This window comes from Bradyrhizobium sp. USDA 4503, from assembly GCF_054055815.1.
Genome location: NZ_JBSRXS010000001.1, coordinates 2,653,364 through 2,677,262 on the forward strand (window position 1 = coordinate 2,653,364; position 23,899 = coordinate 2,677,262).

Genomic DNA, 23,899 nt, shown 5'->3' on the forward strand with positions numbered 1-23,899 from the left:
CTTTTTTCAAAGGCTTTGTTTTCAAGCCTCCTCCGCCGCGTCCTGCGTATGCTAGCTCAATCTAGGACCGCGGCTTCTACCGCGCGCCTATGTCGCGCTCACATCTGCGCGACCCGCGTTCATCAGAGCACGGCCGTCAGAAGTTAACAGCCGCGGCAGATGCCTTTCGTACGGCGCTCGACTTTTTCGTTCTCGTCGGCGATGGCCTTGTCGACGCTCTCGGTCGTCGTTGCCGATCCGGTGGTAACGCCTCTGCCGGTATTGGGGCCGCCGGAGGATTGCGCGGTCCCGGCGCTGTTGGTCCCGGCCGGCGGCGACGTGGCTTGCGGCGATGTCGGGCTGGCTGACGAAGGGCTGCCGGTCCCGGCGCCGCTCCCGGTACCTTGGGCGACGGTAACCGCGGGCGTCAGCACAATCGCGATTGTCGCGAGCGCGGTGGTGACAGATAATTTGCGCATGGCAATTCTCCCTTGCGGACGTCAACGAGTCCGCAAAACGCCGGTTCCCGCAGGCGTTGGAGCAATACAGTTTGGGAGCAATGCAATTTGCGCAAGCTGATCGAGTTTGACGACGACACTTTCGACAAGCTGAAGCAACTCGGGCGCGACCGGATGGCGACCTTGCAGGAGCTCGCCGACGAAGCTTTCGCCGACCTGCTCAAGAAGCACGGCATTCCGATCGACCTGAAGGATGCGCTGCGCAAGAGCGCAAGACTTCAGGAAGCAACAAGACTTCAACAGGCAACGAGACCGCAAGGCGCAGCGAAGCCTCGCCCCGCCGCACCGAACGCCGCGCGCAAGCGCGGCCGCAAGCGCTGAAGCTTCAGCCGATCTTCTTCAGTCCCGTTTTGTATTGCGGGCCCCTGATGGCGTAGGACTTCGCCGGCCGCGACAGCGCTTCGGCCTGCGCCGCGTCAAGCGTACGCACCACGCGGGCGGGCGCACCGATGATCAGGGAATTTTCCGGAAACTCCTTGCCCTCGGTGATGACAGAGCCGGCACCGACCACGCTGCCGCGCCGGATCCGCGCACCGTTCATCACGATCGATCCCATCCCGATCAGCACGCCGTCTTCCAGCGTGCAGCCGTGCACGATCGCATTGTGGCCGATGGTGACGCTGTTGCCGATGCTGAGGGGAAAGCCGGGATCGACGTGCAGGGTGGAATTGTCCTGGACGTTGGAGCCCTCGCCGATCTCGATCCACTCATTGTCGCCGCGCAGCACGGCGCCGAACCAGACGCTCGCGGCGGACTTGAGGCGGACCTTGCCGATCACCACGGCATTGTCGGCGATGAAATAGCTGCCGTCGGCGGGAAGATCGGGCGCCTGCCCGTCGAGTTCGTAGATCGCCATTGAGGTCTCCCTGGAGCGTTTTCGAGCGAAGTGGACACCGGTTCGCGTGAAGAAAACGCGTCGAAACGAAAATCCAGAGCTTCGGCTTCTGATTCAATCAGAACCGAAGCCCTGATCGCAGGAGACCTTGGCACGACGGCCGACATGGTTTCAAGCAAGCGCGACCGTGATCGGCCGCGGATCATGATCGGATCAGGCCAGCACGCCCGCAGCGCGCAGCGTCATCACGAAGAAGGTGCCCGACATCAGGCTCCAGAAGCCGGAGATGACGGTTGCCATCATCACGAATTCGAAGCGGCGGCGCTCGATGCGCGCCCCGCGCAGCGTGTTGCGCATGATGATGAACGGTGCGGCGAAGACGAGGAACGGGACCGCGGCGAAGGTCTTCGGCGCCGCGCCCTCCTGCAGCAGACCGAAACCGGCCGGGCGCTCCGCCATCGCCTGGTAACCGTTGGCCAGCGCGCCCGCGAGCGCGAAACCGATCAAGAGCGAGAACAGGGAATTCAAGGTATCGGGCGACATCGGAACTTCCGCTACGCAACAGGCCACCCGCCCTGCTTCGCAGAATTGGCAGCCTGCCGCCACATCATCCTTAAGGAAAGGTTAACCGGACACATCAGGCGCGGCGTTTGCGCATGGCCATTCGGTCCCGGATTCCATTGGAATCGTACGGAAATTCCCCGCTACGTGGCATATTCGGCAGATGATTCGGCCACTCCCGACCTGATCTCAGCCTCGCTCATGACGCTTCTCTCGACCGCCCAGCATCTCGCCCGCGACACCCGCCGCAACCCGCGCGCGCATCTCGTTCCGATCATCGCCTCGGCGGTGATCGCGGCGGGCGCGGTCGCGCTGGTCGCCTATCTGCTGTGGCCGACCTACACGACCATCCCGCCGAGCGATCCGTCGCGGCTGCCGGTGAGCGTCGGCGGCACGCTGTTCAACGTGCCGACGATGGCGGTGCGCATGAAGATCCAGCGCCACTCCGGGCCGCAGGAGCGCGTCGATTTGAGCTTCCTCTATCCGTCGCTGGACGCGCCCGCCGCGCCGAAGCACTACAGCGCCGATACGGTCGATGACAAGGTGCAGCCGATCGACAGGATCTTCGTATCGATCGCGGCGCACCACGATTCACTCGCGCCGGACATGCGCCTGCGCACGATCTATCCGCGCTATCTCGACGAGCGCGCAAACATTGATGACGGCCTGACGGCGCGCGCGTTCCGCGACGGCACGCCCTATGGCGGCGAGGACCTGTTCACCGCGAGCGAGCCGCAGCTGACCGCGCGCTGCACGCGCGACACCTCGACGCCCGGCATGTGCCTGAGTGAGCGGCGCATCGACGGCGCCGACCTGATCTTTCGCTTTCCGCGCAGCTGGCTCGCGCAGTGGCGCGACATCGCCACCGCGATGAACCGTCTCTCCGCGCAGATGCACAGCGCGAAGGGATGACACTGTCATTGCAAGCGGAGCGACGTGTCCGCGAAGGACGGTCGCTCCAGCGCAAAATCGCTCTGCAATTTTGTCGCGAGTTCGTCGTAACGAAGTGTGAAGGCGAGGCTGTTCCGCCTTACTCGGCCAGATCCTCTTCCAGGATCGCCATCTGGAACTGGAACGAGCGATCATCGTCCTCGTCGTCGACGAACAGCACGCCGATGAACTCCTCGCCGATATAGACCTCGGCCGAGTCGTCCTTCTTGGGCCGCGGCACCACGCGGATCTTGGGATTGCTGAACACGCGTTTGAGATACGCGTCGAGCTTCCTGACTTCCTGAACGTCCACGGCCGTCTCCAATCGGGTCGATGATTTTCGGGGGAGTTTTAGGACGAGACGGCAAAGATCGCCAGAGCCTTTTCAGGCTTTGGCGACGTGATGTTGCGCACACGACTCTCGTTTTGTGCTTTGTGGCGTTTTCTTCACGCGAACCGGCGCCCACTTCGGTCAGGAACGCGCCGCGATCAGAAAGCGAGTGAAATCAAAGCCCGATCGCGCCGAGCATCTGGTCCATGGTGCGCGACGGCTCGGCACAGCCGGCCTCGCCGACGATTTTCGCCGGCACGCCCGCGACCGTGACGTTGTGCGGCACCGGCTTGACCACGACCGAGCCGGCCGCGATGCGCGCGCAATGACCGATCTCGATATTGCCGAGGATCTTGGCGCCGGCGCCGATCAGCACGCCGTGGCGGATCTTCGGATGGCGATCCTCATTCTCCTTGCCGGTACCGCCGAGCGTGACGCCATGCAGGATCGAGACATCGTCCTCGATGACCGCCGTCTCGCCGCAGACGAAACCGGTGGCATGATCGAGGAAGATGCCGCGGCCGATCCTCGCGGCCGGGTTGATGTCGGTCTGGAACACGGCCGAGGAGCGGCTCTGCAGGTAGAAGGCAAAATCCTTGCGGCCCTTCTGATAGAGCCAGTGCGCGAGACGGTGGGTCTGCAGCGCGTGAAAGCCCTTGAAGTAGAGCAAGGGATCGATGAAGCGCGAGGTCGCCGGATCGCGGTCATAGACGGCGACGAGATCGGCGCGGAACGCGTTGCCGATATCGGGCTCATCGCGCAGTGCCTCGCCATAGGTCTGGCGGATCAAATCGCCCGACAGCGCGGCGTGATCGAGCCGCTCGGCAATGCGATGGACTACCGAATCTTCCAGCCGCTCATGATGCAGCACGGTCGCATAGATGAAGGATGCGAGTTCCGGCTCGCGCCGCAGGATGTCCTCCGCCTCGCCGCGGATTCGATCCCAGATCGGATCGAGCGCCGCAAGCTTGCCTCCCTGCGGATTGACCTGATGAACTGCCATAGCTGCTCTCGCAATTCGGTTGTTCTGATGTGCGTTATAGCACGATGGACCCAGCGCGTCCCGGGATGGCTCAGTACGGTAAACCCCAGCCGAACACCCCGGGCCGGCGTCTAGGGGAATTGGTCGGGATTTTGCCGAAATCAAGCCGTGCTTCTGCAACTATTGGCGGATTTCGTCCCCCGTGTGGTTTTGGGCATGGTCGGCCCCAATAAAGGGGGAAACATCATCAATACCCGGAGTTTAGGTACCCGCCTGACCGACGCGCGGTCGGTCTGGATCGCGACCATTGCCATCCCCCTCCTGCTGCTCGCCCCTGCCTTCTGGAACGGCTATCCGCTGCTTCAATGGGATACCGGCGGCTATCTGGCGCGCTGGTATGAGGGCTACCTGGTGCCGAGCCGGTCCACGGTATTCGGCATCTACCTCCATGTCGGCGAGACATCGGATTTCTGGCTCAACCTCGGCATCCAGACCCTGGCGACGCTGTGGATCCTGCAGCTGACGCTGCGCGTGCTCGGCCTCGCCCGGCCGGTCCGGCTGATCGCGATCAGCCTCGCGCTGATCGCAACCACCGCCCTGCCCTGGCTGGCCAGCATGCTGCTGACCGACATCTTCGCCGGCCTTTCGGTGCTCGCGCTCTTCATCCTCATCCTGCACGGCGAACGGATCTCGACGCTGGAGAAGGCGGTGCTGTTCGGGTTCATCGCATTTTCGGCCGCCACGCACAGCGCGACGCTGGCGGTGCTGCTCGGCCTGTGCTGCGTCGGCTGGATGCTGCGTCCATGGCTCGGGCAGCGCATCCCGTTCGCGGGCCTCGTGCAAGGCAGCCTGACCACCGTCGCCGGCGCGGCGATGCTGCTGGCGGCGAACTTTGCGCTGTCCGGACAGCTGGCCTGGACGCCCGGCGGCTATGGCGTCGCCTTCGGCCGCATGCTGCAGGATGGCATCGTCGCGCAATACCTGCACGATCATTGCGCGACGGAGAAGCTGAAGCTCTGCCCCTATCGCAACGAGTTGCCGCCGACCGCGGACGACTTCCTGTGGGGCCACAGCATGTTCAACACGCTCGGCCGCTTCAAGGGACTGAATGACGAGATGGGCACCATCGTGCTGCGCTCGCTGGCCGAATATCCGGAATGGCAGGCAAAGGCGGCGCTAACGGCAACCGCCGACCAGCTCATGCATGTCGCGACAGGCGAAGGCGCTAATGGCTGGATCCCGCATACCTACGGCATCATCGAGCGCTACATTCCCAAACAGGTCCGGCCGATGCGCGCGGCGCGGCAGCAACGCTGGCACCTCGACTTCACCGCGATCAACCGCATCCACGTGCCGGTCGCGCTGGGCTCGATGCTCCTGGTCGTCATCCTGTTCGGCCGAGGACTGTGGCAGCGGCGGCTCGACGATCTGACGTTGCTGGCGGGCACAGTCACGCTCGCCCTGCTCGGCAATGCCTTTGTCTGCGGCGTGATCTCGGGACCGCACGACCGCTACGGCGCGCGCATGGTGTGGGTCGCGACCTTCGTGGTGCTGATCGCGGCCGCGCGCGCCTTCGCCAGGGATGAAGCCGACGATCTATTTTCGCCGCGACAGGAAGTCGGTGACCCCGGTCTTGTAGACCTTGTCGCCGACCGCCCGCATGTGATCGCGGTTCGGAATGTCGAGCACCTCCGAACCCGGAATGATCCGGCCGAGCGCTGACGCCGAGCCCGCAATCTCGTCCTTGCTGCCGACCGCGATCAGAACCGGCACGCGGATGCCGGCCGCCTCCTCGCGCGTCATCAGGCGGCGCGAGCCGCGCAGGCAGGCGGCGAGCGCGCGGCGGTCGGAGCGGGTCTGATCGGCAAAGGCGCGGAAGGTACGGCCGACCGGGTCGGTGACATCGTCGAGCGACGGCGCCTCCAGCGCCAGCGCGACCGCCTCGCCGGGGCCGCCGCCCTCGATCAGTCCGATGCCGATCCCGCCAAGGATCGCCGAGCGCACCCGATCGGAATTCTCTCGCGCCAGGATCGCGGTCATCCGCGAGCCCAGCGAATAGCCCATGATGTCGGCGCGCGCGATTCCGAGATGGTCCATCAGCGCAATCACGTCGCCGGCCATGGTCGCGATCTCGTACTGCGCGGCATCGTAGAGCTTGGCGGATTCGCCGTGGCCACGATTATCGAGCGCGATCACCCGACGGCCGGCCTTGACGAGATCGGACACCCAGGTCGGGTAGATCCAGTTGACGTTCTTGCTCGAGGCAAAGCCGTGCACCAGCACGATCGGTTCGCCCGCGCCTTCGTCGATAAAGGCAATTTCAACATCGCCGTGATGGAAACTCGGCATCATCCATTCCGTTTGTTCTTGGGATTTGCGATTGGCGATCGACAGGCGACCGCAAGCCTAACCCTGGGCGGGCATACTCGCCAAGCTGGCCTGAGCGGCCATCTGCCGCTTCAGGCGCAGCGCCTTGCTTCGTCTGAGCCACCAGGCGGTGGCCCGTTCGGTGGTGGCCTTGATCGACGACAGGAAGCCGAACAGCGCCAGCAGCGCGCCGAACAGCCACATGGTGAGATTGAATGCGCCGGCCGCCAGCAGCAGCGCGCCGCGGCCGAGCAGCTTCAGGATCGCGCGGGTCTGGCCGCCCTTCACCTCGGCGATCCGCGCCGCCCGCGCGATCTCCTTCGGGTTCTCGGCGACCTTCAGCGTATCCCGCGCAGCGCGAACCCCGGCCGCCTCGCCGATGCGCCCGACGTCCTTGGCGACGCGCACCAGCGCGCCGGCCTTCTCGGCGCGGAAGGCCGCGCGGATCGCGGTTGCGGTTTGCACCGGCCGCAGCACCGAGCCGGATGCGACCGCCTCTCGCATCGCCGGCTGGTTGACCATCTCGCGGGTCGAACGCCCGGCCCATTCGATCATCCCCTCGCTCAGCCGTCCGGCCTTGCGCGTATCCTTGACCAGCGTCAGCCCGGCGCGCAGCGGCCCGGCGCCGCCGACCGACACATAGGTGGCCGCGGTCACCGCGAGCCCGGCGGCCGCGAGGCCGAGCACCAGCTGGTCGGTGTCCTCGCCCATCACGAGGTGCTTGCCCTCGCGCACGACGTCCCGGACATCACCGAATACGAACAGGTCGCCGGCGACCGTGCCGGACAGGCTTGCGACATCGTCGGCATTGCCGGTCACCAGGCCGGTGGCGAAGCCCTTGGCGTAATGCATGCTGGATGATTGCTCGGCGCGCGCGTCATCGACGCGCTTGGTGAGATCGTCACTAAGTGCGATGCTCTTCTCGCCGGCGAGTTCGACAAAGCTGGCCGCAAGGTCGGCATCGCCGGAAGCCAGTGCCGCCTCGATATTGTCCGCGATCAACGCCGGGTTGTTGCGCAGCACGGAATTGAGCCTGATGTCGGCGAGCGCAGCGGGATCGTCCCGCGCCGCCAGCACGGTGCCGGCGTCACGGGCGTGCGGCCAAATAGCCGCGCCCACGGCAGCACTTGCTGCCACGCCGACCACCGCCAAGCTGACGCGCACCCGATTCATTCCGATAAAACCTCTAGTTTTATTCGCCTTGGAGATAGTGTGCCGTTTTTGCGACACAACGGCTCCGACCAAAGGAGGGCTTCTCTGGGACGACAAGATTGTGTCGAATTTGCATGAGCAAATGAGCCATCGGGGCTCTAGGAATCAACTGATCCCGCCAGTATGGTGCGCGGCATTTCGCGATGCCGCATGCTGTTGATTGCGTCTGCCCATCGTTGCCATCAAGGTGAGAATATGTCCGACCACGTCGTCCCGCACTTCCATAACGATGCCGGTGTCTCGGTGATCGAAATCGGATCGCAGGAGTTCATGTGCGTCGGCGCCAACCCGCCGTTCGACCATCCGCACGTGTTCCTCGACCTCGGCAATGACAACGAGATTATCTGCCCGTACTGCTCGACGCTTTATCGCTTCGCATCCGACCTCGCGGCCGGCGAAGCGCGACCGCCGGAATGCGTGCTGAAAGACAAGGTCGCCTGACCGCTCCGTGGCGCTGACGCGAACCGTCATCGTTGCAGGCGCCGGGATCGGAGGACTGACGGCGTCGCTGACACTGGCGGCACAGGGCTTTCGCGTCGTCGTGCTGGAGAAGGCCGAACGGCTCGAGGAAGCCGGCGCCGGCATCCAGCTCTCTCCCAATGCCAGCCGCATCCTGGTCGAGCTCGGGCTCAAGGAACCGCTTGCGCGGCGCGCGGTCACGCCTGCATCCGTCAACATCCTGAGCGCGCGGGCCGGTGGCGAGATCGCACGGATGCCGCTTGGCCAGGCCGCCGAGTTCCGCGCCGGCGCACCCTATTGGGTGATCCACCGCGCCGATTTGCAGGCGGCGCTGCAGGCCGCCGCGAGCGACCATCCCGATATCGATCTGCGGCTCGGCTGCCAGTTCGAGGATGTGACCAAGCATGCGCGAGGCCTCACCGTCGTGCAACGCCGCGGCAATTCACGGCAGGAGGAATTGGCCGTTGCGCTGATCGGCGCCGACGGCATCTGGTCGTCGGTGCGCGGGCATTTGTTTCCGGATGTACAGCCGCAATTCTCCGGCCTGATCGCCTGGCGCGGCACGCTGGACGCCACCGCCCTGCCGCGTGAATACACCGCACCGCGCGTGCAGCTCTGGATGGGACCGGACGCACATCTCGTCGCCTATCCCATCTCGGCCGGACGCCAGATCAACGTGGTCGCGATCGTATCGGGCACCTGGAACCGGCCGGGCTGGAGCGAGCCCGGCGACATCAACGAGATCAAGGGTGCATTCGCCACCGCGCGCTGGCCCACGACAGCGCGGGTGCTGATCGACGCGGTCGACGGCTGGCGCAAATGGGCGCTGTTCACCCTGCCCGACATCGGTCGCTGGAGCGAAGGCGCGGTGACGCTGCTCGGCGATGCCGCGCATGCGATGCTGCCGTTTGCCGCACAAGGCGCCGGCATGGCGATCGAGGATGCGGCCGTGCTCGCCAAGGCCTTGAGCGACAGCACCGGGGAAAACACCGCGGGCATTCCCGCCGCGTTGACGCGCTACGCACGGGTGCGGCGCGGGCGCGTGCTGAAAGTGCAGCGCCTGGCGCGACAGCAGGGCCGCATCTATCATTTGCGCGGGCCGGCGGCGATCGCGCGCGATCTGGCGATCCGCGCCATCGGTCCGGAGCGGATGCTGGCGCGGCAGGACTGGATTTACGACTGGCGCGCCTGAGCTCGGCCAATCACGACCGACCCGTCTGGAAACGCAAGCTTAGTGGACGAGGCCTCGCGGTGCGCGCGGGCCCTTCGCCGCCGGCGTGGGGGTAGCGGGGGCCGCGGCCGCAGGCGTGTCCGGCGTGCTTTCATGGCACCTGCCTTTGCGCCAGGCCTCATCCGCCAGCTTCTGCTGGGAGTGGATCGAGATCAGCTCGTTGCGATAGACCATCTCGGAGACGACAGTACCGCCGACGCCGGTCTCCGCCTTGGCCATCAATTTTTCCTGATCCGCCGCGCGGGTCTTGAGATTGCTGCGCTCGTTCTCGAGCTGCTTGCAATCATAAAGCTCGTACTTGGCGGGATCGGCGAATGCCGACGGCACGGTGTCGCCGATCTGCGCGCAGCCGGAAACGCCCGCAGCCGAGGCGAGCAGCGCGATGACGGCCGCCGCGCGCGACAGCTTCAGGCGGCGTGGGAAACGAACGGACATTCAGCTTTCTTAACCGGACAGTGTTGAGATTGCCTAAAGCAGCCACCGGTGTCCGGATTGAGGCTCAATCGCGGGGGCGCGCTGCTTATCCCAATGCCCGGCCGCCGAGGCAAATGGAATTGCGGGCCGCCGCTTAAGCCTTTGAAAGCTCACCTGTTAGCACCGGATAATGACAATTCCACTCCGCGCCCAAACGCGCTAGAAATCGGCGCGCCTGGCGCAACGCGGACGTGGCGGAACTGGTAGACGCAAGGGACTTAAAATCCCTCGATGGCAACGTCGTGTGGGTTCGAGTCCCACCGCCCGCACCAACCTTCGCATGCCACGCGCACCCGAGCGGGCCGGCGTCGTGTTTCCCGGCTGTGGCGCAGTTCACACGCCGCGATCGCTGACTGTCGTAGTCTTACCCGCATTGGAAATTCCGGCCGCGCATTTTCGCGGCTGTTGCATTTCGAAATCAATTTTGGTCGGAGATCGGCGATGGAGATTGCAAACTGCAATCGGATTGCGAAGGGCAATCGGATTGCCAGCGAAACGGCGCGCGATCATGGTGCCTTTACTCTCCAGCATGGCGACGATGCGGCTCATTGCAGCAACGGGCTCAATGCCCAGAATTTCCGCAACGCTGCGCCCGACGACCGCGCGATCTACCGGCGATGGATCCGCGGCGCGATCATGGTGTACGGACTGCTCGCGTTTGCCGCTGGAGCGGCGGTCTGGATGAGCGGAACCGACATCGGACCGACGCAGCTCACGAGCCTGTCGAGCCCGAGCAGCATGAGACCAGATCACGGCGATTAGCGGTCGCCGGTTCGGAACCCGTGCACTGCGTATTCGTTGTCATGCCGCAATTGGAGCATGACGATGCCGAACGACGATCCATCCGCGCAGCGCGCAACCGACCAACCCGATCAGCGCAAGGAGCGCCCCTCCCCGCCGCAGCACGCACCACAAGGCGGACCACCGCTCAGCGACGGATTGGAGCAGCTCCGCGACAGCCACACCTGACACGCGACAGCGCGAAAAGAAAATGGCCGGGACAAGTCCCGGCCATTTGTTTTTGCGTCAAGCCGCAAGCTTACTCGGACTTGTCGATATTCCAGAAGATCGGCGTCGCCGGGCCGTCGAGCACACCGGTCAGCGACTTCCGCCATGCGCTCGGAATGGTGTACTGGCCGAGCGGAACGTAGATCACCTGATCGTAGGCCTCGGTCTGGATTTCCGCGGCGATCTTCTTCTTTTCCTCAGCCGAGCCGGCGCGCGCGAACTTGTCACGCAGCTCCTCGATCTTCGGGTCTTCGGCCCAGCCGAACCAGCCGCCATTCTTGCCGCGACCCGTGATCGACGCGTTGACGATCGGATCGGAAACGTCGGCCGCGACCCAGTTGGTGAAGAACATGTTCCAGCCGCCTTCCTTCGGCGGCTTCTGGCTGGCGCGGCGGGTCACCACGGTCTGCCAGTCGGTGGCCTGCAGGTCGACCTTGAAGCCGGCCTCGCGCAACTGCTGCGCAGCCACGACCGGTTGGGCTTTCAACGTCGTGACGTCGCCCGGCGCCATGATCACCACGGGGGTGCCGTCATAGCCGGATGCGGCAAGCGCCTTCTTGGCTTCCGCCAGGCCGTTGCCCTTCACCAGCGTTTCGGCCCCGACGTCGGTCTCGAGCGGCGTGCCGCAGACGAAGAAGGCGCCGCAGATCCTCTGGTACTTGGCGTTGCCGACCAGCGCGTCGAGCACGTCCTTCTGGTTCATCGCCAGGAACGCAGCCCGGCGCACCTTCGGATTGTCGAACGGCGGATAGAGGAAGTTCATGCGTCCGAGGGTCTGGAAGCCGAACTTGTTGAGGACGTCGATCTTGAGATCCGGATTGGCTTCGAGCACCGGCAGCATGTCGAACGGAAGGTTCTCCATGAAATCGATGTCGCCGGATTGCAACGCGTTCACCGCGGTCTGCGCATCGGCCATCGTGACCCACTCGACACGGTCGACCTTGACCACCTTGCCGCCCGCGGTCCAACTCGCAGGCTCCTTGCGCGGCACGTAGTCCTTGTTCTTCTCATAGACCGCCTTCACGCCCGGCTGGAATTCCGCCTGCACGAATTTGAACGGTCCGGAGCCGATCTGTTCCGGGATCGGCTTGTCCGGCGGCGTCTCGGCCAGACGCTTCGGCATCATGAACGGCACGCGCGATGACGGCTTGCCGATCGATTCCAGCACGAGGCCGTAGGGTTCCTTCAGCTTCAGCGTGATGGTCTTGGCGTCGGTCGCCTCCAGGCTCGCGACGAAGTCCATCAGCTTCTGGCCCATGCCGTCGACCTTGCCCCAACGCTGCAGCGAGGCGACGCAGTCTTCCGCGGTGACCGGCGCGCCGTCGTGCCACTTCAGACCGTCGCGCAGCGTGAACGTGTAGGTCAGCTTGTCGTCGGAAACCTTCCAGTCCGCCATCTGCGGCTGGATCTTGAAATTGGAATCCGTCGCCAGCAGCGTGTCATAGATCATGTAGCCATGATCGCGGGTGATGTAGGCCGTGGTCATGATCGGATCGATGACGCGCAGATCCGAGTGCATCACCGCGGTGATGGTCTTGCCCGCGGCCATCGCCTGCGGCGCGAATGACAATTCCTGCGGCGCGAACGACAGCGCGAGCGCCGTCAACGCGGCCGCTAGCGTGCGGTGTTTCCAACGCGAGATAGGGAACATGCAATCTCTCCTGACGTGTAACTGGTCAAAGCCGGCTTATTCGTTATGCATGTGGTTCGTTATTTAGGCGAACTAACATGCTGTATGGCTTGTGAAATCGAGACTTGCACCAAGCGCCAAGCGCGTCAATCGGTTTCAGGTCGCATCGGACGTACACAAACGAATGAGGCCGCGCGCCAGATTTTGGCTTTACAAAATCGTCGGCTGAGATTTTCGTAACGCGCGCGCGACGCCGGCGCCGTCAGAACAACAAGAGAGAACAACGATGAACCCCGCCAATCTCCCCTTTGATTCCGAAACGATGCTGCAGGGCCTGCGCAGCTGGGTGGAATGCGAAAGCCCGACCTGGGACGCCGCCGCGGTCGAACGCATGCTCGATCTCGCCGCCCGCGAGATGGCGATCATGGGTGCGACGATCGAGCGCATCGCCGGACGCCAGGGCTTCGCGGGCTGCGTCCGCGCCCGTTTTCCCCATCCGAAACAAGGCCAGCCCGGCATCCTGATCGCCGGCCATCTGGACACCGTTCACCCCGTCGGCACCATCGAGAAGCTGAAGTGGCGGCGCGAAGGCAACAAGTGCTTCGGGCCGGGCATCTTCGACATGAAGGGCGGCAACTACCTGTCGATCGAGGCGATCAGGCAATTGGCGCGCGCCTTCTTCACGACTCCGCTGCCGATCACCGTGCTGTTCACCCCCGACGAAGAGGTGGGCACGCCGTCGACGCGCGACATCATCGAGGCGGAAGCCGCGCGCAACAAATATGTGCTGGTGCCGGAGCCCGGCCGTCCAAACAACGGCGTCGTCACCGGCCGCTATGCGATCGCGCGCTTCAACCTGGAAGCCACCGGCAAGCCCAGCCATGCCGGCGCAACGCTGTCTTCCGGCCGCTCCGCGATCCGCGAGATGGCGCGGCAGATCATCGCCATCGACGGCATGACCACCGAGGACTGCACGTTCTCGGTCGGCATCGTGCATGGCGGCCAGTGGGTCAATTGCGTCGCGACGACCTGCACCGGCGAAGCGCTCAGCATGGCCAAGCGCCAGGCCGATCTCGACCGTGGCGTCGAGCGCATGCTGGCACTGTCGGGCACCGCCAACGACGTGACCTTCAAGGTGACGCGCGGCGTCACCCGCCCGGTGTGGGAGCCCGATGCGGGCACCATGGCGCTCTATGAAAAGGCAAAAGGCCTTGCGGCAGCGATGGGTCTCGATCTGCCGCACGGCAGCGCCGGCGGCGGCTCGGACGGCAACTTCACCGGCGCGATGGGCATCCCCACGCTCGACGGCCTCGGCGTTCGCGGCGCCGATGCACATACGCTCAACGAGCACATCGAGGTCGACAGCCTCGCCGAACGCGGCCGCCTGATGGCGGCACTGCTGGCGACGCTGGACTGACATCGATTTGCACTGCACAACACGTTGGCACTGCCGGATCGAAATTTAGCCTTGTCCATTTTTAAGGCTTCGCCTACGGTCCGGCCGTCCAACGCGACGATGCGGGAGAGATCGAACCGACAACAATCGTGTTGTTGGCTTCGGCGCCGACGGAGCAACCGCCCCGGAAACTCTCAGGCAAAAGGACTGTATCGTCAGGACGATCTGGAGAGAGACGAACATGGCCGCACATCAAGGGCCATGACGTCCACCGAAGGGGATAGTTCGCTTCTGGCCACAGCCCGATGCGGATCAAGCTCTCAGGTACCGTGACAGATGGGGCGCCGATGCCGGTTTCACCGGCGGTTCGGCGACTCTAACCCACGGGAGCCTGACAACTATCATGCCACACATCGCGATCATCGGCGCCGGCATCACCGGCGTAACGACGGCCTATGCCCTGCTTGAACGCGGCTACAAGGTGACTGTCCTCGACAGGCATCGCTACGCCGCGATGGAAACCTCGTTCGCCAATGGCGGACAACTCTCCGCCAGCAACGCCGAGGTGTGGAACAGCGCCGCGACCATCCTCAAGGGGCTGCGCTGGATGCTGAGAAGCGACGCGCCGCTGCTGATGAACCCGAAGCCGAGCTGGCACAAATATTCCTGGATCGGCGAGTTCGTAGGCCACATCACGCGCTATCGCGGCAACACCATCGAGACCACGAAGCTCGCCATCGAAGCGCGCAAGCATCTGTTCTCGATCGCAGAGCGCGAAAACATCGCCTTCGATCTCGAACGCCGCGGCATCCTGCACGTCTATCACGACAGGGCCGGCTTCGAAGCCGGCCTCAAGGTCAACGCGCTGCTGCAGCAAGGCGGGCTCGACCGCCGGCCGGTGACCCCGGACGAGATCCGCGTCATCGAACCCGTGCTGCAGACAACCTGCTATGGCGGCTTCTTCACGCCGTCGGACGCGACCGGCGATATTCACAAATTCACGCGTGGGCTTGCCGACGCCTGCATCCGCCGTGGCGCGAGCTTCGTCCATGAAGCCGACGTCGACACGATCGCACACGGCGATGACGGCTTCCGCATCGGCTGGAACGAAGCTGCTTCACATGATGCTGCGGTCGCGACGCGCCAGCAGCTGCAGGCGGACGGGATCGTGATTTGCGCCGGCGTGGCGAGCCGCCACTTCGCCAGCCTGCTCAACGACCGCGTCAATGTCTATCCGGTGAAGGGCTATTCGATCACCGTGCAGCTCGATGCGCCGCAAAGCCGGAATGCCGCCCCAACCGTCAGCCTGCTCGATGAAGCTGCGAAGATCGTCACCAGCCGGCTCGGCGCCGACCGCTTCCGCGTCGCCGGCACCGCCGAGTTCAACGGCTTCAACCGCGACATTCGCGCCGATCGCATTCAACCGCTGGTGGACTGGGTGCGGCATCATTTCCCGGAGATCGACACGTCGAAAGTCGTGCCATGGGCGGGCCTGCGCCCGATGATGCCGAACATGATGCCGGTGGTTCGCGCCGGACGGATTCCGGGCGTGTTCTACAATACGGGCCACGGTCATCTCGGCTGGACACTGTCGGCGGCGACGGCGCAGATGGTGGCCCAGGCGATCGACGATTGGCGCGACCTCGACACGCCGCCGATGGCGCCGACGTTCGGTGCCGGGCTCGACGTGCCTGCCAACGCGCGCAAAGCTGAAATCAATCCACCTTCCAGTGGACTGCTTCGAACTTCACCGGAGGAATAATCGCGGCCAACAGGACTGATTAGCTGCACCGCAAAATCCGCAGCACCGATGGCATGGGACTTGCTCAAGTTCTACCGTGAGTCTGCTACCATCTGTGCTACGGTCTGGTGTGCAACGGTCCCGCTGGGGACTTCATCGACCACAACCCAACGGATCAAATTTGCTCGGATATCTGCTTCGCCGCATCCTCGCCGCCATTCCCGTGATGGGCGTGGTGGCTCTGTTCGTGTTCCTGTTGCTGCGGCTGACGCCGGGCGACCCGGCCGCCATCCTCGCCGGCGACAACGCGACGCCCGAACAGCTCGAACGCATTCGGACCTCGCTTGGTCTGAACGAGCCGATCTACATCCAGTTCTACACCTGGATCGCCAAGTTGCTGCACGGCGACCTCGGCGTCTCCCTGATCTCGAACAAGCCGATCCTCGAAATGATCGTCCCGCGCCTCGAGCCCTCGATCTCGGTCGCGCTGGCCACCATCATCCTCTCGATCCTGGTGGCGGTGCCGCTCGGCGTGATCGCGGCGTGGAAGCACGGCACCTGGATCGACCGCTTCGTGATGGGGCTTTCCGTGCTCGGCTTCTCGGTGCCGGTGTTCGTCATCGGCTATGTGCTGATCCAGATCTTTGCGATCGATCTGCGCTGGGTTCCGGTACAGGGCTTCAAGAGCATCTCGGCCGGCTTCGGTCCGTTCTTCCAGCGCCTCATCCTGCCGACCTGCACACTCTCCTTCATCTATGTCGCGCTGATCGCACGCATGACGCGGGCCTCGATGCTCGATGTGCTCGGCGAGGATTACGTGCGCACGGCGCGGGCCAAGGGCATCGGCGAGACCGGCGTGCTGCTGCGCCATGCGCTGCGCAACGCCGCCGTGCCGGTCATCACGGTGATCGGTTCCGGCTTCGCGCTCTTGATCTCCGGCGTCGTCGTCACCGAGAGCGTGTTCAATCTGCCCGGCATCGGCCGCCTCACCGTCGATGCGGTGCTGGCGCGCGACTATCCGGTGATCCAGGCGATGATCCTGTTGACGTCAGGTATCTACGTCGCGGTCAATCTGTTGATCGACCTCGCCTACACCCTGCTCGATCCTCGTATCCGGTACTGAGCAATGGCGATCGAAACCCTTCCCGAATCCTCGCTTCCCGTCACCCGGCCGTTCCGCGTCAAGTTCGGCTTCCTGACGTCGACGCCGATCATCGCGGTTGCGACGATCAGCCTCGCCCTCATCATCCTGATGGCGATCTTCGCACCGCTGCTTGCGCCGCATGATCCTCTGCTGCTGACGCCGTCGCAGCGGCTGAAGCCGTCGAGCGCGCAATATCTGCTCGGCACCGACGCCTATGGCCGCGACCTGTTGTCGCGCATCATCTACGGCGCACGGATCTCGCTGGTGATCGGGCTCGGCGCCGCCGTCTGCTCGATCGCCATCGGTCTTCTGATCGGCCTCGTCGCCGGCTTCTTCCGCTGGGTCGATGCGGTGCTGATGCGCGTGATGGACGGCCTGATGGCGATCCCCGCCATCCTGCTCGCGATCGCCGTGGTGTCGCTGTCGGGCGCCAGCATCTGGACCGTGATGGTCGCGATCACCATCCCCGAGATCCCGCGCGTGGCGCGGCTGGTGCGCTCAGTGGTGCTGACCGCACGCGAGGAGCCTTATGTCGAGGCCGCGATTTCGCTCGGCAGCAGCCTGCCGAAGATCATGTGGCGGCATTTGATGCCGAACACGATCGCGCCGCTGATCGTGCAAGGCACCTATGTCTGCGCGTCCGCGATCTTGACCGAGGCGATCCTGTCGTTCCTCGGCGCCGGCATCTCGCCGGAAACGCCGACATGGGGCAACATCATGGCCGAGGGCCGCGCCTATTTCCAGGTCAAGCCGTCGCTGATCTTCTGGCCGGGGCTGCTGCTCTCGATCGCCATTCTCAGCGTCAACCTGATCGGCGACGCCGCCCGCGACGCGCTCGATCCCCGCATGAAGCAGCGTGAGGGCAAGTGACGGCTTCAGCTCTTCTGAAGCCGTCATTCCGGGGCGATGCGAAGCATCGAACCCGGAATCTCGAGATTCCGGGTCTGGTGCTGGCGCACCATCCCGGAATGACAGTGGGTAAATTCCTTCGCAGCGCCAAGAGACCCTGACATGACCAACGTCGTCCTCGACATCAGCAATCTCGTCGTCGGCCTCGGCCGCAAGGCGGATGCGCATCGCATCATCGACGACCTCTCGCTGCAGGTACGTGAAAGCGAGACGCTGTGCCTGGTCGGCGAAAGCGGCTCGGGCAAGTCGGTGACATCGCTCACCGTGATGGGCCTGCAGCAGAAGGGCACGCTGGTGCCGTCTGGCGGCAGCGTCAAACTGGTCGGCGAGGAACTGCTCACCGCCAGCGACCGGCGGCTGCGGCAACTCCGCGCCACGCGGATGGCGATGATCTTCCAGGAGCCGATGACCGCGCTCAATCCCGTGGTGCCGGTAGGCCGCCAGATCGACGAGGTGCTGCGCGCCCACACAGATCTCGATGCCCGCGCACGGCGCCAGAAGATTTTGGCGATGATGGAGCATGTGCGGCTGCCGGACGTGGAGCGCATCTTCTCCTCCTACCCGCACCGCCTGTCGGGCGGCCAGCGCCAGCGCATCATGATCGCGATGGCGCTGGTGCTGGAGCCGAAGCTCCTGATCGCGGACGAGCCGACCACCGCGCTCGACGTCACCACCCAGAAGCAGATCCTCACCTTGATCCGCGACCTGCAACGCGATCACGGCACCGCGGTTCTGTTTATCACCCACGACATGGGCGTGGTGGCCGAGATCGCCGACCGCGTCGCGGTGATGCGGCACGGCCGCCTGGTCGAAACCGGCCCGCTGCAGGACGTGCTGCGCAATCCGAAGATGGAGTACACCCGCAACCTCTTGTCCTCGGTGCCGAGCCTGGTGCCGCGCGCGCCGCGCCCGGAGACGACCGAGCCCGTGGTGCTGGAAGCCAACGAGCTCAGCAAGGTCTACCGGGAGCGGTCGCTGTACGGCAAAGCCCGCGAGGTCGCCGCCGCCAGCAACGTCACGCTCACTCTGCGCAAGGGCCGCACGCTCGGCATCGTCGGCGAAAGCGGTTCCGGCAAGTCGACGGTGGCGCGCTGCATCGTCCGCCTGATCGATCCGACCTCGGGCGGGGTACGCCTCGCCGGCCGCGAGATCTCCGACCTGTCGCGCCGGCTGTTGCAGCCGCATCGCCAGAAGATCCAGATCATCTTCCAGGATCCCTACCGCTCGCTCAATCCGCGCGTCACCGTCGGCGAGAGCATCGCGGAAGGCCCGGTCAATTATGGCATGCCGCGCAAGGACGCGCTGGCGCGGGCGCGCGAGCTGCTCGAGCTCGTCCATCTGCCGCCCGACGCGATCTCGCGCTATCCGCACCAGTTCTCCGGCGGCCAGCGCCAGCGCATCGCGATCGCGCGCGCGCTGGCGCTCGATCCCGACGTGCTCGTCGCGGATGAGGCGGTGTCCGCGCTCGACGTCTCGGTGCAGGCGCAGGTTCTGGATCTGCTTGACGAAATCCAGCGCCGGCTGGGCATCGCGCTGCTGTTCATCACGCATGATTTGCGCGTCGCCGCACAAATCTGCGACGACGTCGCCGTGATGCAGCATGGCCGCGTCGTGGAACAGGGACCGGCCGCCGAGGTGCTGACCAATCCGCAGCAAGCCTATACCCGCGCGCTGCTCGATGCGGCGCCCGGACGCGGCTGGGACTTCGCCAACTTCCGCCCCGTTTCGGAAGGCATTGTGGCGACGGCCTAGGTCTTTAGCCTCAAGCCTTTCCGCCCACAGGGCATGCAAATCCGCTGGTGCTCCCCGGCTTGCGCTGGGCGCGACGACACGCTTAACGTCGCGCGCTAGAGCGTGGCCCTGAAGGTGGACGCCGGTCTTCCCCGGAGATCACGCTCCAACCAACGAGATGAGATCATGACGCGCGTCGTTATGATCGCATCATGATCGAAGAAACGTATCGAGACCGACTTGATGACCCGCATTGCCGTTGGCGGCTTCCTGCACGAGACCAATCCTTCGCACCGACGAAGGCAACCTATGACGATTTCGTGCATGGCGGCGGCTGGCCGTCGATGACGCATGGCGCCGACGTGCTCAAGGTCATGCGCAAGATCAATGTCGGCCTCGCCGGCTTTGTCGAGGCGGCGGAAGCCAATGGCTGGGAGCTGGTGCCGACGATCTTCGCCGCGGCGAGCCCGTCGGCGCATGTCAGCAAGGATGCGTATGAGCGGATCGTGACGGAAATGGTCGACGGCATCGCCGCGGCCGGACCGATCGATGCCGTCTATCTCGACCTGCACGGCGCCATGGTCACCGAGCATTATGACGACGGTGAAGGCGAAACGCTGGCCCGCGTGCGCAAGGCGATCGGCAACGACCTGCCGCTGGTGGCGAGCCTCGATCTGCATGCGAACGTCTCGCCAAAGATGATCGAGCATGCCGATGCGCTGATTGCCTACCGCACCTATCCGCATGTCGATATGGCCGAAACCGGCCGCGCCTGCGCCCGGCATCTGGCGCTGATGCTCAAAACCAGGCAGCGCTTCGCAAAGGCCTTCCGGCAATTGCCGTTCCTGATCCCGATCAGCTGGCAATGCACCAACGACCAGCCGACCAAGGGCATCTATCAAAAGCTCGCCGCCCTCGAGAGCGACGCGGTGCCGACACTGTCGTTTGCGCCGGGTTTTCCGGCCGCCGATTTCAGGGATTGCGGGCCGAGCGTATTCGCGTACGGCCGGACCCAGGCCGATGCGGATGCCGCCGCCGACAAGGTCGTCGCCCTGGTCGAGAGCCATGAGGACGATTTCGACGGCCGGATCTATTCGCCCGACGAAGGCGTGCGGCTGGCGATGGAACTGGCGAAAGCGGCGAGCCGGCCGATCATCATCGCCGACACCCAGGACAATCCCGGCGCCGGTGGCGATTCCGACACCACCGGTATGCTGCGCGCGCTGGTGCGCAACAAGGCGAGTGCCGCAACCGGCGTGATCTACGACCCGCAATCCGCGAAGGCCGCGCACAGCGCCGGTGTCGGGGCATCAGTCACGCTCGAGCTCGGCGGCAAGTCCGGCATTCCCGGCGACGCGCCATACCGGGAGACTTTTGTCGTCGAACAGCTCTCGGATGGCAAATTCGTGGCTCCCGGTCCCTATTTCGGCGGCCGCGACATGGACATGGGCCCCTCGGCCTGCCTGCGGATCGGCGACGTGCGCGTCGTGGTCGGCTCCTACAAGGCCCAGCTTGCCGACCAGGCGATGTACCGCTATGTCGGCATCGAGCCGACGGCACAGAAGATTTTGGTCAACAAGAGCTCGGTGCATTTCCGCGCCGATTTCGAGCCGATCGCCGAGAAGCTCTTGATCTGCGCCGCCCCCGGCGCGATGCCCGCCGATACCGCCACGCTGCCGTGGAAACATTTGCGTCCCGGCATTCGTATCAAGCCGAACGGCCCTACTTTCACACCCACCTCCCCATCACGCACAAACGGATAGAGAGCCATGCCGACCATTGAGCGCATCGACAGTTTTGCCGACGAACTCACCGCCATCAGACGGGATCTGCATGCGCATCCCGAGATCGGCTTCGAGGAGGTCCGCACCTCGGGCATCGTCGCCGACAAGCTGACGAGCTGGGGCATCGAGGTGCATCGCGGCCTCGGCGGCACCGGCGTGGTCGGTGTGCTCAAGGGCAAGGGCAACGGCACCAAGAAGATCGGCCTGCGCGCCGACATGGACGCGCTGCCGATGGAGGAGAACACCAATCTGAAGTGGCGTTCGACCATCCCCGGCCGCTTCCACGGCTGCGGCCATGACGGCCACACCACGATGCTGCTCGGCTCGGCGCGCTATCTCGCCGAGACCCGCAATTTCGACGGCACCGTGCATTTCATCTTCCAGCCGGCCGAGGAAGGCCTCGGCGGCGCGCGCGCCATGATCAAGGACGGCCTGTTCAAGCAGTTCCCCTGCGACGAGGTCTATGGCCTGCACAACGCGCCGGACCTCAACCATGGCGAGATCGCGATCCTGCCGGGCCCGGCAATGGCCGCAGCCGACTTCTTCGACATCAGGATCCAGGGCTACGGCGCCCATGGCGCGATGCCGGAGCGTTCCAAGGACGCGGTCGTGATCGCAATGACGCTCGGACAGGCGTTGCAGTCGATCGTCAGCCGCAACGTCGATCCGCTGCAGGCTGCGGTGCTGTCGATCACGCAGATCCATTCCGGGTCGGCGTACAACGTCATTCCCGGCGAAGCCTGGATGTGCGGCACGGTGCGCTGCTTCTCCGACGAGATTCGTGAGCTGATCCGCAAGCGCATGCGCGAAATCTCCGCCGGCTTTGCGGCGGCATATGGCGCCGAAATCTCGGTCGAGATCCGCGACGGCTTCAGCGTGCTGGTGAATCAGGAAGAGCAGTCCCGCGTGGTCGAGGAAGTCGCGCGCACCGTCGTCGATCCGGCCAAGGTGATCACCCGCTCGACACCCAAGATGGGCAGCGAGGATTTCGCCGACATGATGCAGGCCATTCCCGGCGCGTATTTCTGGGTCGGCCATGACGGCTCCGTGCCCGTTCACAATCCCGGTTACGTTCTCGACGACAAGATCCTGCCGATCGGCGCCAGCATGTTCGCCCGCATCATCGAGAAACGCATGCCGGCAGGTGCGCATGCATAAGCCCAAAAGGGACGCCATCACGTCGCTGCACGATCTCTCCGCCGTCGACCTGCTCGCCGGCTATCGTGCCAAGCAGTTCTCGCCGTCCGAGGTGCTGGAGGAAATCATCTCCCAGGTCGCGACCTGGGAGCCGCACATCAAGGCGCTGTATTTGTACGACCCGGAAGGGGCGCGGAAGGTCGCCAAGACCTCGACCGAGCGCTGGCAGCAGGCCGAGCCGGCCGGCACGCTCGATGGCGTTCCCGCCACCATCAAGGACAATGTCGCGACCAAGGGGCAGCCGGTGCCGCTGGGCGCGGCGAGCGTCAAGCTGACGCCCGCGGAGAAGGATGCACCGCCTGCGGCGCGGCTGCGCGAGGCCGGCTGCGTGATCTTCTCCAAGACCACGATGCCGGACTACGGCATGCTGTCGTCGGGCCTGTCCTCGTTCCATCCCCTGACCCGCAATCCCTGGGATGTCAGCAAGAACCCCGGCGGCTCGAGCGCCGGCGCGGGCGCGGCAGGCGCTGCCGGCTATGGTCCCTTGCATCTCGGCACCGATATCGGCGGCTCGGTGCGGCTGCCGGCCAACTGGTGCGGCCTCGTCGCATTGAAACCGAGCCTCGGCCGCGTGCCGATCGACCCGCCCTATGTCGGCCGCGTCGCCGGTCCGATGACCCGCACCGTCGACGACGCCGCGCTGATGATGAGCGTATTGTCGCGTCCCGATCGCCGCGACGGCATGAGCCTGCCGGCGCTCGAGGTGAACTGGAAGGCGCTGGAGAAGTCGCCGCGCAAGCTGCGCATCGGGCTGATGCTCGACGCCGGCTCCGGCCAGAAGGTCGAGAAGGAGGTTCGCGAGGTCGTCGTGAAGGCTGCGAAGGCGTTCGAATCCGCCGGCGCCGTCATCACCGAGATCGACGGCATCCTGACGCCCGAGATGCTCGAAGGGCTCGACAATTTCTGGCGCGCTAGGACCTGGGACGAGCTGTCGAAACTGTCGCAGGCCGACCGCGGCAAGACCCTGCCCTACATCCTCAACTGGGCAGAAGCCGGCGCAAAGCTCTCCGGCGTCGATGTGGTGCGCGGCTTCAACATGACGATGGCGATCCGCGCGGCCGCCGCGAAATTGTTCTGCGAGGTCGACTACGTGATCTCGCCAGTATCGCCGGTGGTGAACTTCCCGGCGGAGTTCGCCGCGCCGCTCAACGACCCGGCAAAGCCGTTCGAGCACATCTGCTTTACCGTGCCGTGGAATATGTCGGAGAACCCGGCGCTGTCGATCAACGCCGGCTACGACAAGAAGGGCTTTCCGATCGGCGTCCAGATCATCGGCCGCCGCTTCGACGACATCGGCGTGCTCGGCATGGGCAAGGCGTTCGAAGGCCTGCGCGGCCCGCAGAAGCCGTGGCCCGCGCCGCCGAAGAAGTAAAGCAGCGCCTCAACGCAAGTCAGGATGCGCGGAGCCAGGCCCGCGCATCCCTCTTCTTCACAACGGATGATTGCCGGGTTAACTGGATGGAGACGCGCGCCAGCGCCG

22 protein-coding genes, 1 tRNA gene, 2 pseudogenes and 2 riboswitches are annotated in these 23,899 nt (G+C 64.8%); of the genes and pseudogenes, 15 read left to right on the top strand and 10 right to left on the bottom strand.

Annotation, left to right across the window (positions count from 1 at the left end):
* Window positions 1-143 precede the first annotated feature (143 nt).
* Complete coding sequence (locus ACVMIH_RS12970; RefSeq protein WP_057019070.1) at window positions 144-458, bottom strand: hypothetical protein; 315 nt, start codon at window positions 456-458, stop codon at window positions 144-146.
* Window positions 459-545: 87 nt separating this feature from the next.
* On the opposite strand from ACVMIH_RS12970, the gene ACVMIH_RS12975 reads away from it, so the two are divergent.
* Complete coding sequence (locus ACVMIH_RS12975; protein ID WP_057019071.1) at window positions 546-818, top strand: hypothetical protein; 273 nt, start codon at window positions 546-548, stop codon at window positions 816-818.
* A gap of 4 nt (window positions 819-822) precedes the next feature.
* Here ACVMIH_RS12975 and ACVMIH_RS12980 read toward each other — a convergent pair whose 3' ends face one another.
* Together ACVMIH_RS12980 and ACVMIH_RS12985 are read right to left on the bottom strand one after the other, a co-directional pair.
* Window positions 823-1,353 (bottom strand): gamma carbonic anhydrase family protein, encoded by a 531-nt coding sequence (locus ACVMIH_RS12980; protein ID WP_057019072.1) that lies wholly within the window; start codon window positions 1,351-1,353, stop codon window positions 823-825.
* Window positions 1,354-1,545: 192 nt separating this feature from the next.
* Window positions 1,546-1,875: a DUF6949 family protein gene (locus ACVMIH_RS12985; RefSeq protein WP_028336117.1), complete on the bottom strand. Its 330-nt coding sequence runs from the start codon at window positions 1,873-1,875 to the stop codon at window positions 1,546-1,548.
* 219 nt (window positions 1,876-2,094) lie between these two features.
* Here ACVMIH_RS12985 and ACVMIH_RS12990 point away from each other — a divergent pair, with 219 nt between their 5' ends.
* The gene (locus ACVMIH_RS12990) at window positions 2,095-2,805 is read left to right on the top strand and encodes a hypothetical protein (RefSeq protein ID WP_168856765.1); all 711 of its coding nucleotides are present in this window, start codon (window positions 2,095-2,097) and stop codon (window positions 2,803-2,805) included.
* Window positions 2,806-2,923: 118 nt separating this feature from the next.
* Here ACVMIH_RS12990 and ACVMIH_RS12995 read toward each other — a convergent pair whose 3' ends face one another.
* Both ACVMIH_RS12995 and cysE read right to left on the bottom strand, forming a co-directional pair.
* On the bottom strand, window positions 2,924-3,136 hold the full coding sequence (locus tag ACVMIH_RS12995; RefSeq protein ID WP_021077729.1) for a DUF3126 family protein: 213 nt from the start codon (window positions 3,134-3,136) through the stop codon (window positions 2,924-2,926).
* A 193-nt stretch (window positions 3,137-3,329) separates the two neighbouring features.
* Window positions 3,330-4,157 (bottom strand): serine O-acetyltransferase, encoded by an 828-nt coding sequence (gene cysE, locus ACVMIH_RS13000; protein ID WP_076830155.1) that lies wholly within the window; start codon window positions 4,155-4,157, stop codon window positions 3,330-3,332.
* A 195-nt stretch (window positions 4,158-4,352) separates the two neighbouring features.
* On the opposite strand from cysE, the pseudogene ACVMIH_RS13005 reads away from it, so the two are divergent.
* Window positions 4,353-5,732 (top strand): annotated as a pseudogene (locus tag ACVMIH_RS13005) (hypothetical protein); the annotation flags it as partial.
* On the opposite strand, the gene ACVMIH_RS13010 reads toward ACVMIH_RS13005, so the two are convergent.
* On the bottom strand, window positions 5,733-6,485 hold the full coding sequence (locus ACVMIH_RS13010; protein WP_076830251.1) for an alpha/beta fold hydrolase: 753 nt from the start codon (window positions 6,483-6,485) through the stop codon (window positions 5,733-5,735).
* A 57-nt stretch (window positions 6,486-6,542) separates the two neighbouring features.
* Window positions 6,543-7,676, bottom strand: a complete 1,134-nt coding sequence (locus ACVMIH_RS13015) for a hypothetical protein (protein WP_456862089.1) — start codon at window positions 7,674-7,676, stop codon at window positions 6,543-6,545.
* A 234-nt stretch (window positions 7,677-7,910) separates the two neighbouring features.
* On the opposite strand from ACVMIH_RS13015, the gene ACVMIH_RS13020 reads away from it, so the two are divergent.
* Complete coding sequence (locus ACVMIH_RS13020; protein ID WP_018272338.1) at window positions 7,911-8,156, top strand: zinc-finger domain-containing protein; 246 nt, start codon at window positions 7,911-7,913, stop codon at window positions 8,154-8,156.
* 7 nt (window positions 8,157-8,163) lie between these two features.
* Window positions 8,164-9,366 (top strand): FAD-dependent monooxygenase, encoded by a 1,203-nt coding sequence (locus tag ACVMIH_RS13025; RefSeq protein WP_456862090.1) that lies wholly within the window; start codon window positions 8,164-8,166, stop codon window positions 9,364-9,366.
* 39 nt (window positions 9,367-9,405) lie between these two features.
* On the opposite strand, the gene ACVMIH_RS13030 is transcribed toward ACVMIH_RS13025, so the two are convergent.
* The gene (locus ACVMIH_RS13030) at window positions 9,406-9,840 is read right to left on the bottom strand and encodes a twin-arginine translocation pathway signal (protein ID WP_283070599.1); all 435 of its coding nucleotides are present in this window, start codon (window positions 9,838-9,840) and stop codon (window positions 9,406-9,408) included.
* Window positions 9,841-10,064: 224 nt separating this feature from the next.
* On the opposite strand from ACVMIH_RS13030, the gene ACVMIH_RS13035 reads away from it, so the two are divergent.
* A tRNA-Leu gene (locus ACVMIH_RS13035) sits at window positions 10,065-10,151 on the top strand.
* 61 nt (window positions 10,152-10,212) lie between these two features.
* Here ACVMIH_RS13035 and ACVMIH_RS13040 read toward each other — a convergent pair.
* A complete protein-coding gene (locus ACVMIH_RS13040) occupies window positions 10,213-10,632 on the bottom strand; it encodes a hypothetical protein (protein WP_156436403.1) in 420 nt (139 codons plus the stop codon).
* Between the two features lie 72 nt (window positions 10,633-10,704).
* Between ACVMIH_RS13040 and ACVMIH_RS13045 the strand changes: the two genes are divergently transcribed.
* A complete protein-coding gene (locus ACVMIH_RS13045) occupies window positions 10,705-10,848 on the top strand; it encodes a hypothetical protein (protein ID WP_156436404.1) in 144 nt (47 codons plus the stop codon).
* Window positions 10,849-10,918: 70 nt separating this feature from the next.
* Here ACVMIH_RS13045 and ACVMIH_RS13050 read toward each other — a convergent pair whose 3' ends face one another.
* On the bottom strand, window positions 10,919-12,538 hold the full coding sequence (locus ACVMIH_RS13050) for an ABC transporter substrate-binding protein (protein ID WP_057019080.1): 1,620 nt from the start codon (window positions 12,536-12,538) through the stop codon (window positions 10,919-10,921).
* A 265-nt stretch (window positions 12,539-12,803) separates the two neighbouring features.
* On the opposite strand from ACVMIH_RS13050, the gene ACVMIH_RS13055 reads away from it, so the two are divergent.
* From ACVMIH_RS13055 to ACVMIH_RS13090, 8 genes and pseudogenes are all read left to right on the top strand, one after another.
* Window positions 12,804-13,934 (top strand): M20/M25/M40 family metallo-hydrolase, encoded by a 1,131-nt coding sequence (locus tag ACVMIH_RS13055; RefSeq protein ID WP_456862093.1) that lies wholly within the window; start codon window positions 12,804-12,806, stop codon window positions 13,932-13,934.
* A 92-nt stretch (window positions 13,935-14,026) separates the two neighbouring features.
* A riboswitch (glycine riboswitch) is annotated at window positions 14,027-14,133 on the top strand.
* Between the two features lie 3 nt (window positions 14,134-14,136).
* Window positions 14,137-14,251: riboswitch (glycine riboswitch) on the top strand.
* Between the two features lie 65 nt (window positions 14,252-14,316).
* Entirely contained in the window at window positions 14,317-15,675 is a 1,359-nt protein-coding gene (locus tag ACVMIH_RS13060; RefSeq protein WP_456862095.1) for a D-amino acid dehydrogenase, read from the top strand.
* Window positions 15,676-15,835: 160 nt separating this feature from the next.
* Window positions 15,836-16,777, top strand: coding sequence for an ABC transporter permease (locus ACVMIH_RS13065; RefSeq protein WP_028336105.1), 942 nt, complete (start codon window positions 15,836-15,838; stop codon window positions 16,775-16,777).
* 3 nt (window positions 16,778-16,780) lie between these two features.
* Complete coding sequence (locus ACVMIH_RS13070; protein WP_456785277.1) at window positions 16,781-17,668, top strand: ABC transporter permease; 888 nt, start codon at window positions 16,781-16,783, stop codon at window positions 17,666-17,668.
* A 141-nt stretch (window positions 17,669-17,809) separates the two neighbouring features.
* Window positions 17,810-19,459 (top strand): ABC transporter ATP-binding protein, encoded by a 1,650-nt coding sequence (locus ACVMIH_RS13075; RefSeq protein WP_253608010.1) that lies wholly within the window; start codon window positions 17,810-17,812, stop codon window positions 19,457-19,459.
* Window positions 19,460-19,681: 222 nt separating this feature from the next.
* Window positions 19,682-21,201, top strand: a pseudogene (locus tag ACVMIH_RS13080) (M81 family metallopeptidase).
* 6 nt (window positions 21,202-21,207) lie between these two features.
* Window positions 21,208-22,380 (top strand): M20 aminoacylase family protein, encoded by a 1,173-nt coding sequence (locus ACVMIH_RS13085; protein WP_016846360.1) that lies wholly within the window; start codon window positions 21,208-21,210, stop codon window positions 22,378-22,380.
* The gene (locus ACVMIH_RS13090; protein WP_456862097.1) at window positions 22,373-23,791 is read left to right on the top strand and encodes an amidase; all 1,419 of its coding nucleotides are present in this window, start codon (window positions 22,373-22,375) and stop codon (window positions 23,789-23,791) included. The genes ACVMIH_RS13085 and ACVMIH_RS13090 overlap by 8 nt, the downstream gene beginning before the upstream one ends.
* Window positions 23,792-23,899 lie beyond the last annotated feature (108 nt).

What these genes read in the sequence shown, in the direction of transcription:
- ACVMIH_RS12970 (WP_057019070.1), bottom strand. Translation starts at nt 458, where the DNA reads ATGCGCAAATTATCTGTCACCACCGCGCTCGCGACAATCGCGATTGTG.
- ACVMIH_RS12980 (WP_057019072.1), bottom strand. Translation starts at nt 1,353, where the DNA reads ATGGCGATCTACGAACTCGACGGGCAGGCGCCCGATCTTCCCGCCGAC.
- ACVMIH_RS12985 (WP_028336117.1), bottom strand. Translation starts at nt 1,875, where the DNA reads ATGTCGCCCGATACCTTGAATTCCCTGTTCTCGCTCTTGATCGGTTTC.
- ACVMIH_RS12990 (WP_168856765.1), top strand. Translation starts at nt 2,095, where the DNA reads ATGACGCTTCTCTCGACCGCCCAGCATCTCGCCCGCGACACCCGCCGC.
- cysE (WP_076830155.1), bottom strand. Translation starts at nt 4,157, where the DNA reads ATGGCAGTTCATCAGGTCAATCCGCAGGGAGGCAAGCTTGCGGCGCTC.
- ACVMIH_RS13010 (WP_076830251.1), bottom strand. Translation starts at nt 6,485, where the DNA reads ATGCCGAGTTTCCATCACGGCGATGTTGAAATTGCCTTTATCGACGAA.
- ACVMIH_RS13015 (WP_456862089.1), bottom strand. Translation starts at nt 7,676, where the DNA reads ATGAATCGGGTGCGCGTCAGCTTGGCGGTGGTCGGCGTGGCAGCAAGT.
- ACVMIH_RS13020 (WP_018272338.1), top strand. Translation starts at nt 7,911, where the DNA reads ATGTCCGACCACGTCGTCCCGCACTTCCATAACGATGCCGGTGTCTCG.
- ACVMIH_RS13030 (WP_283070599.1), bottom strand. Translation starts at nt 9,840, where the DNA reads ATGTCCGTTCGTTTCCCACGCCGCCTGAAGCTGTCGCGCGCGGCGGCC.
- ACVMIH_RS13045 (WP_156436404.1), top strand. Translation starts at nt 10,705, where the DNA reads ATGCCGAACGACGATCCATCCGCGCAGCGCGCAACCGACCAACCCGAT.
- ACVMIH_RS13050 (WP_057019080.1), bottom strand. Translation starts at nt 12,538, where the DNA reads ATGTTCCCTATCTCGCGTTGGAAACACCGCACGCTAGCGGCCGCGTTG.
- ACVMIH_RS13055 (WP_456862093.1), top strand. Translation starts at nt 12,804, where the DNA reads ATGAACCCCGCCAATCTCCCCTTTGATTCCGAAACGATGCTGCAGGGC.
- ACVMIH_RS13060 (WP_456862095.1), top strand. Translation starts at nt 14,317, where the DNA reads ATGCCACACATCGCGATCATCGGCGCCGGCATCACCGGCGTAACGACG.
- ACVMIH_RS13070 (WP_456785277.1), top strand. Translation starts at nt 16,781, where the DNA reads ATGGCGATCGAAACCCTTCCCGAATCCTCGCTTCCCGTCACCCGGCCG.
- ACVMIH_RS13075 (WP_253608010.1), top strand. Translation starts at nt 17,810, where the DNA reads ATGACCAACGTCGTCCTCGACATCAGCAATCTCGTCGTCGGCCTCGGC.
- ACVMIH_RS13085 (WP_016846360.1), top strand. Translation starts at nt 21,208, where the DNA reads ATGCCGACCATTGAGCGCATCGACAGTTTTGCCGACGAACTCACCGCC.
- ACVMIH_RS13090 (WP_456862097.1), top strand. Translation starts at nt 22,373, where the DNA reads ATGCATAAGCCCAAAAGGGACGCCATCACGTCGCTGCACGATCTCTCC.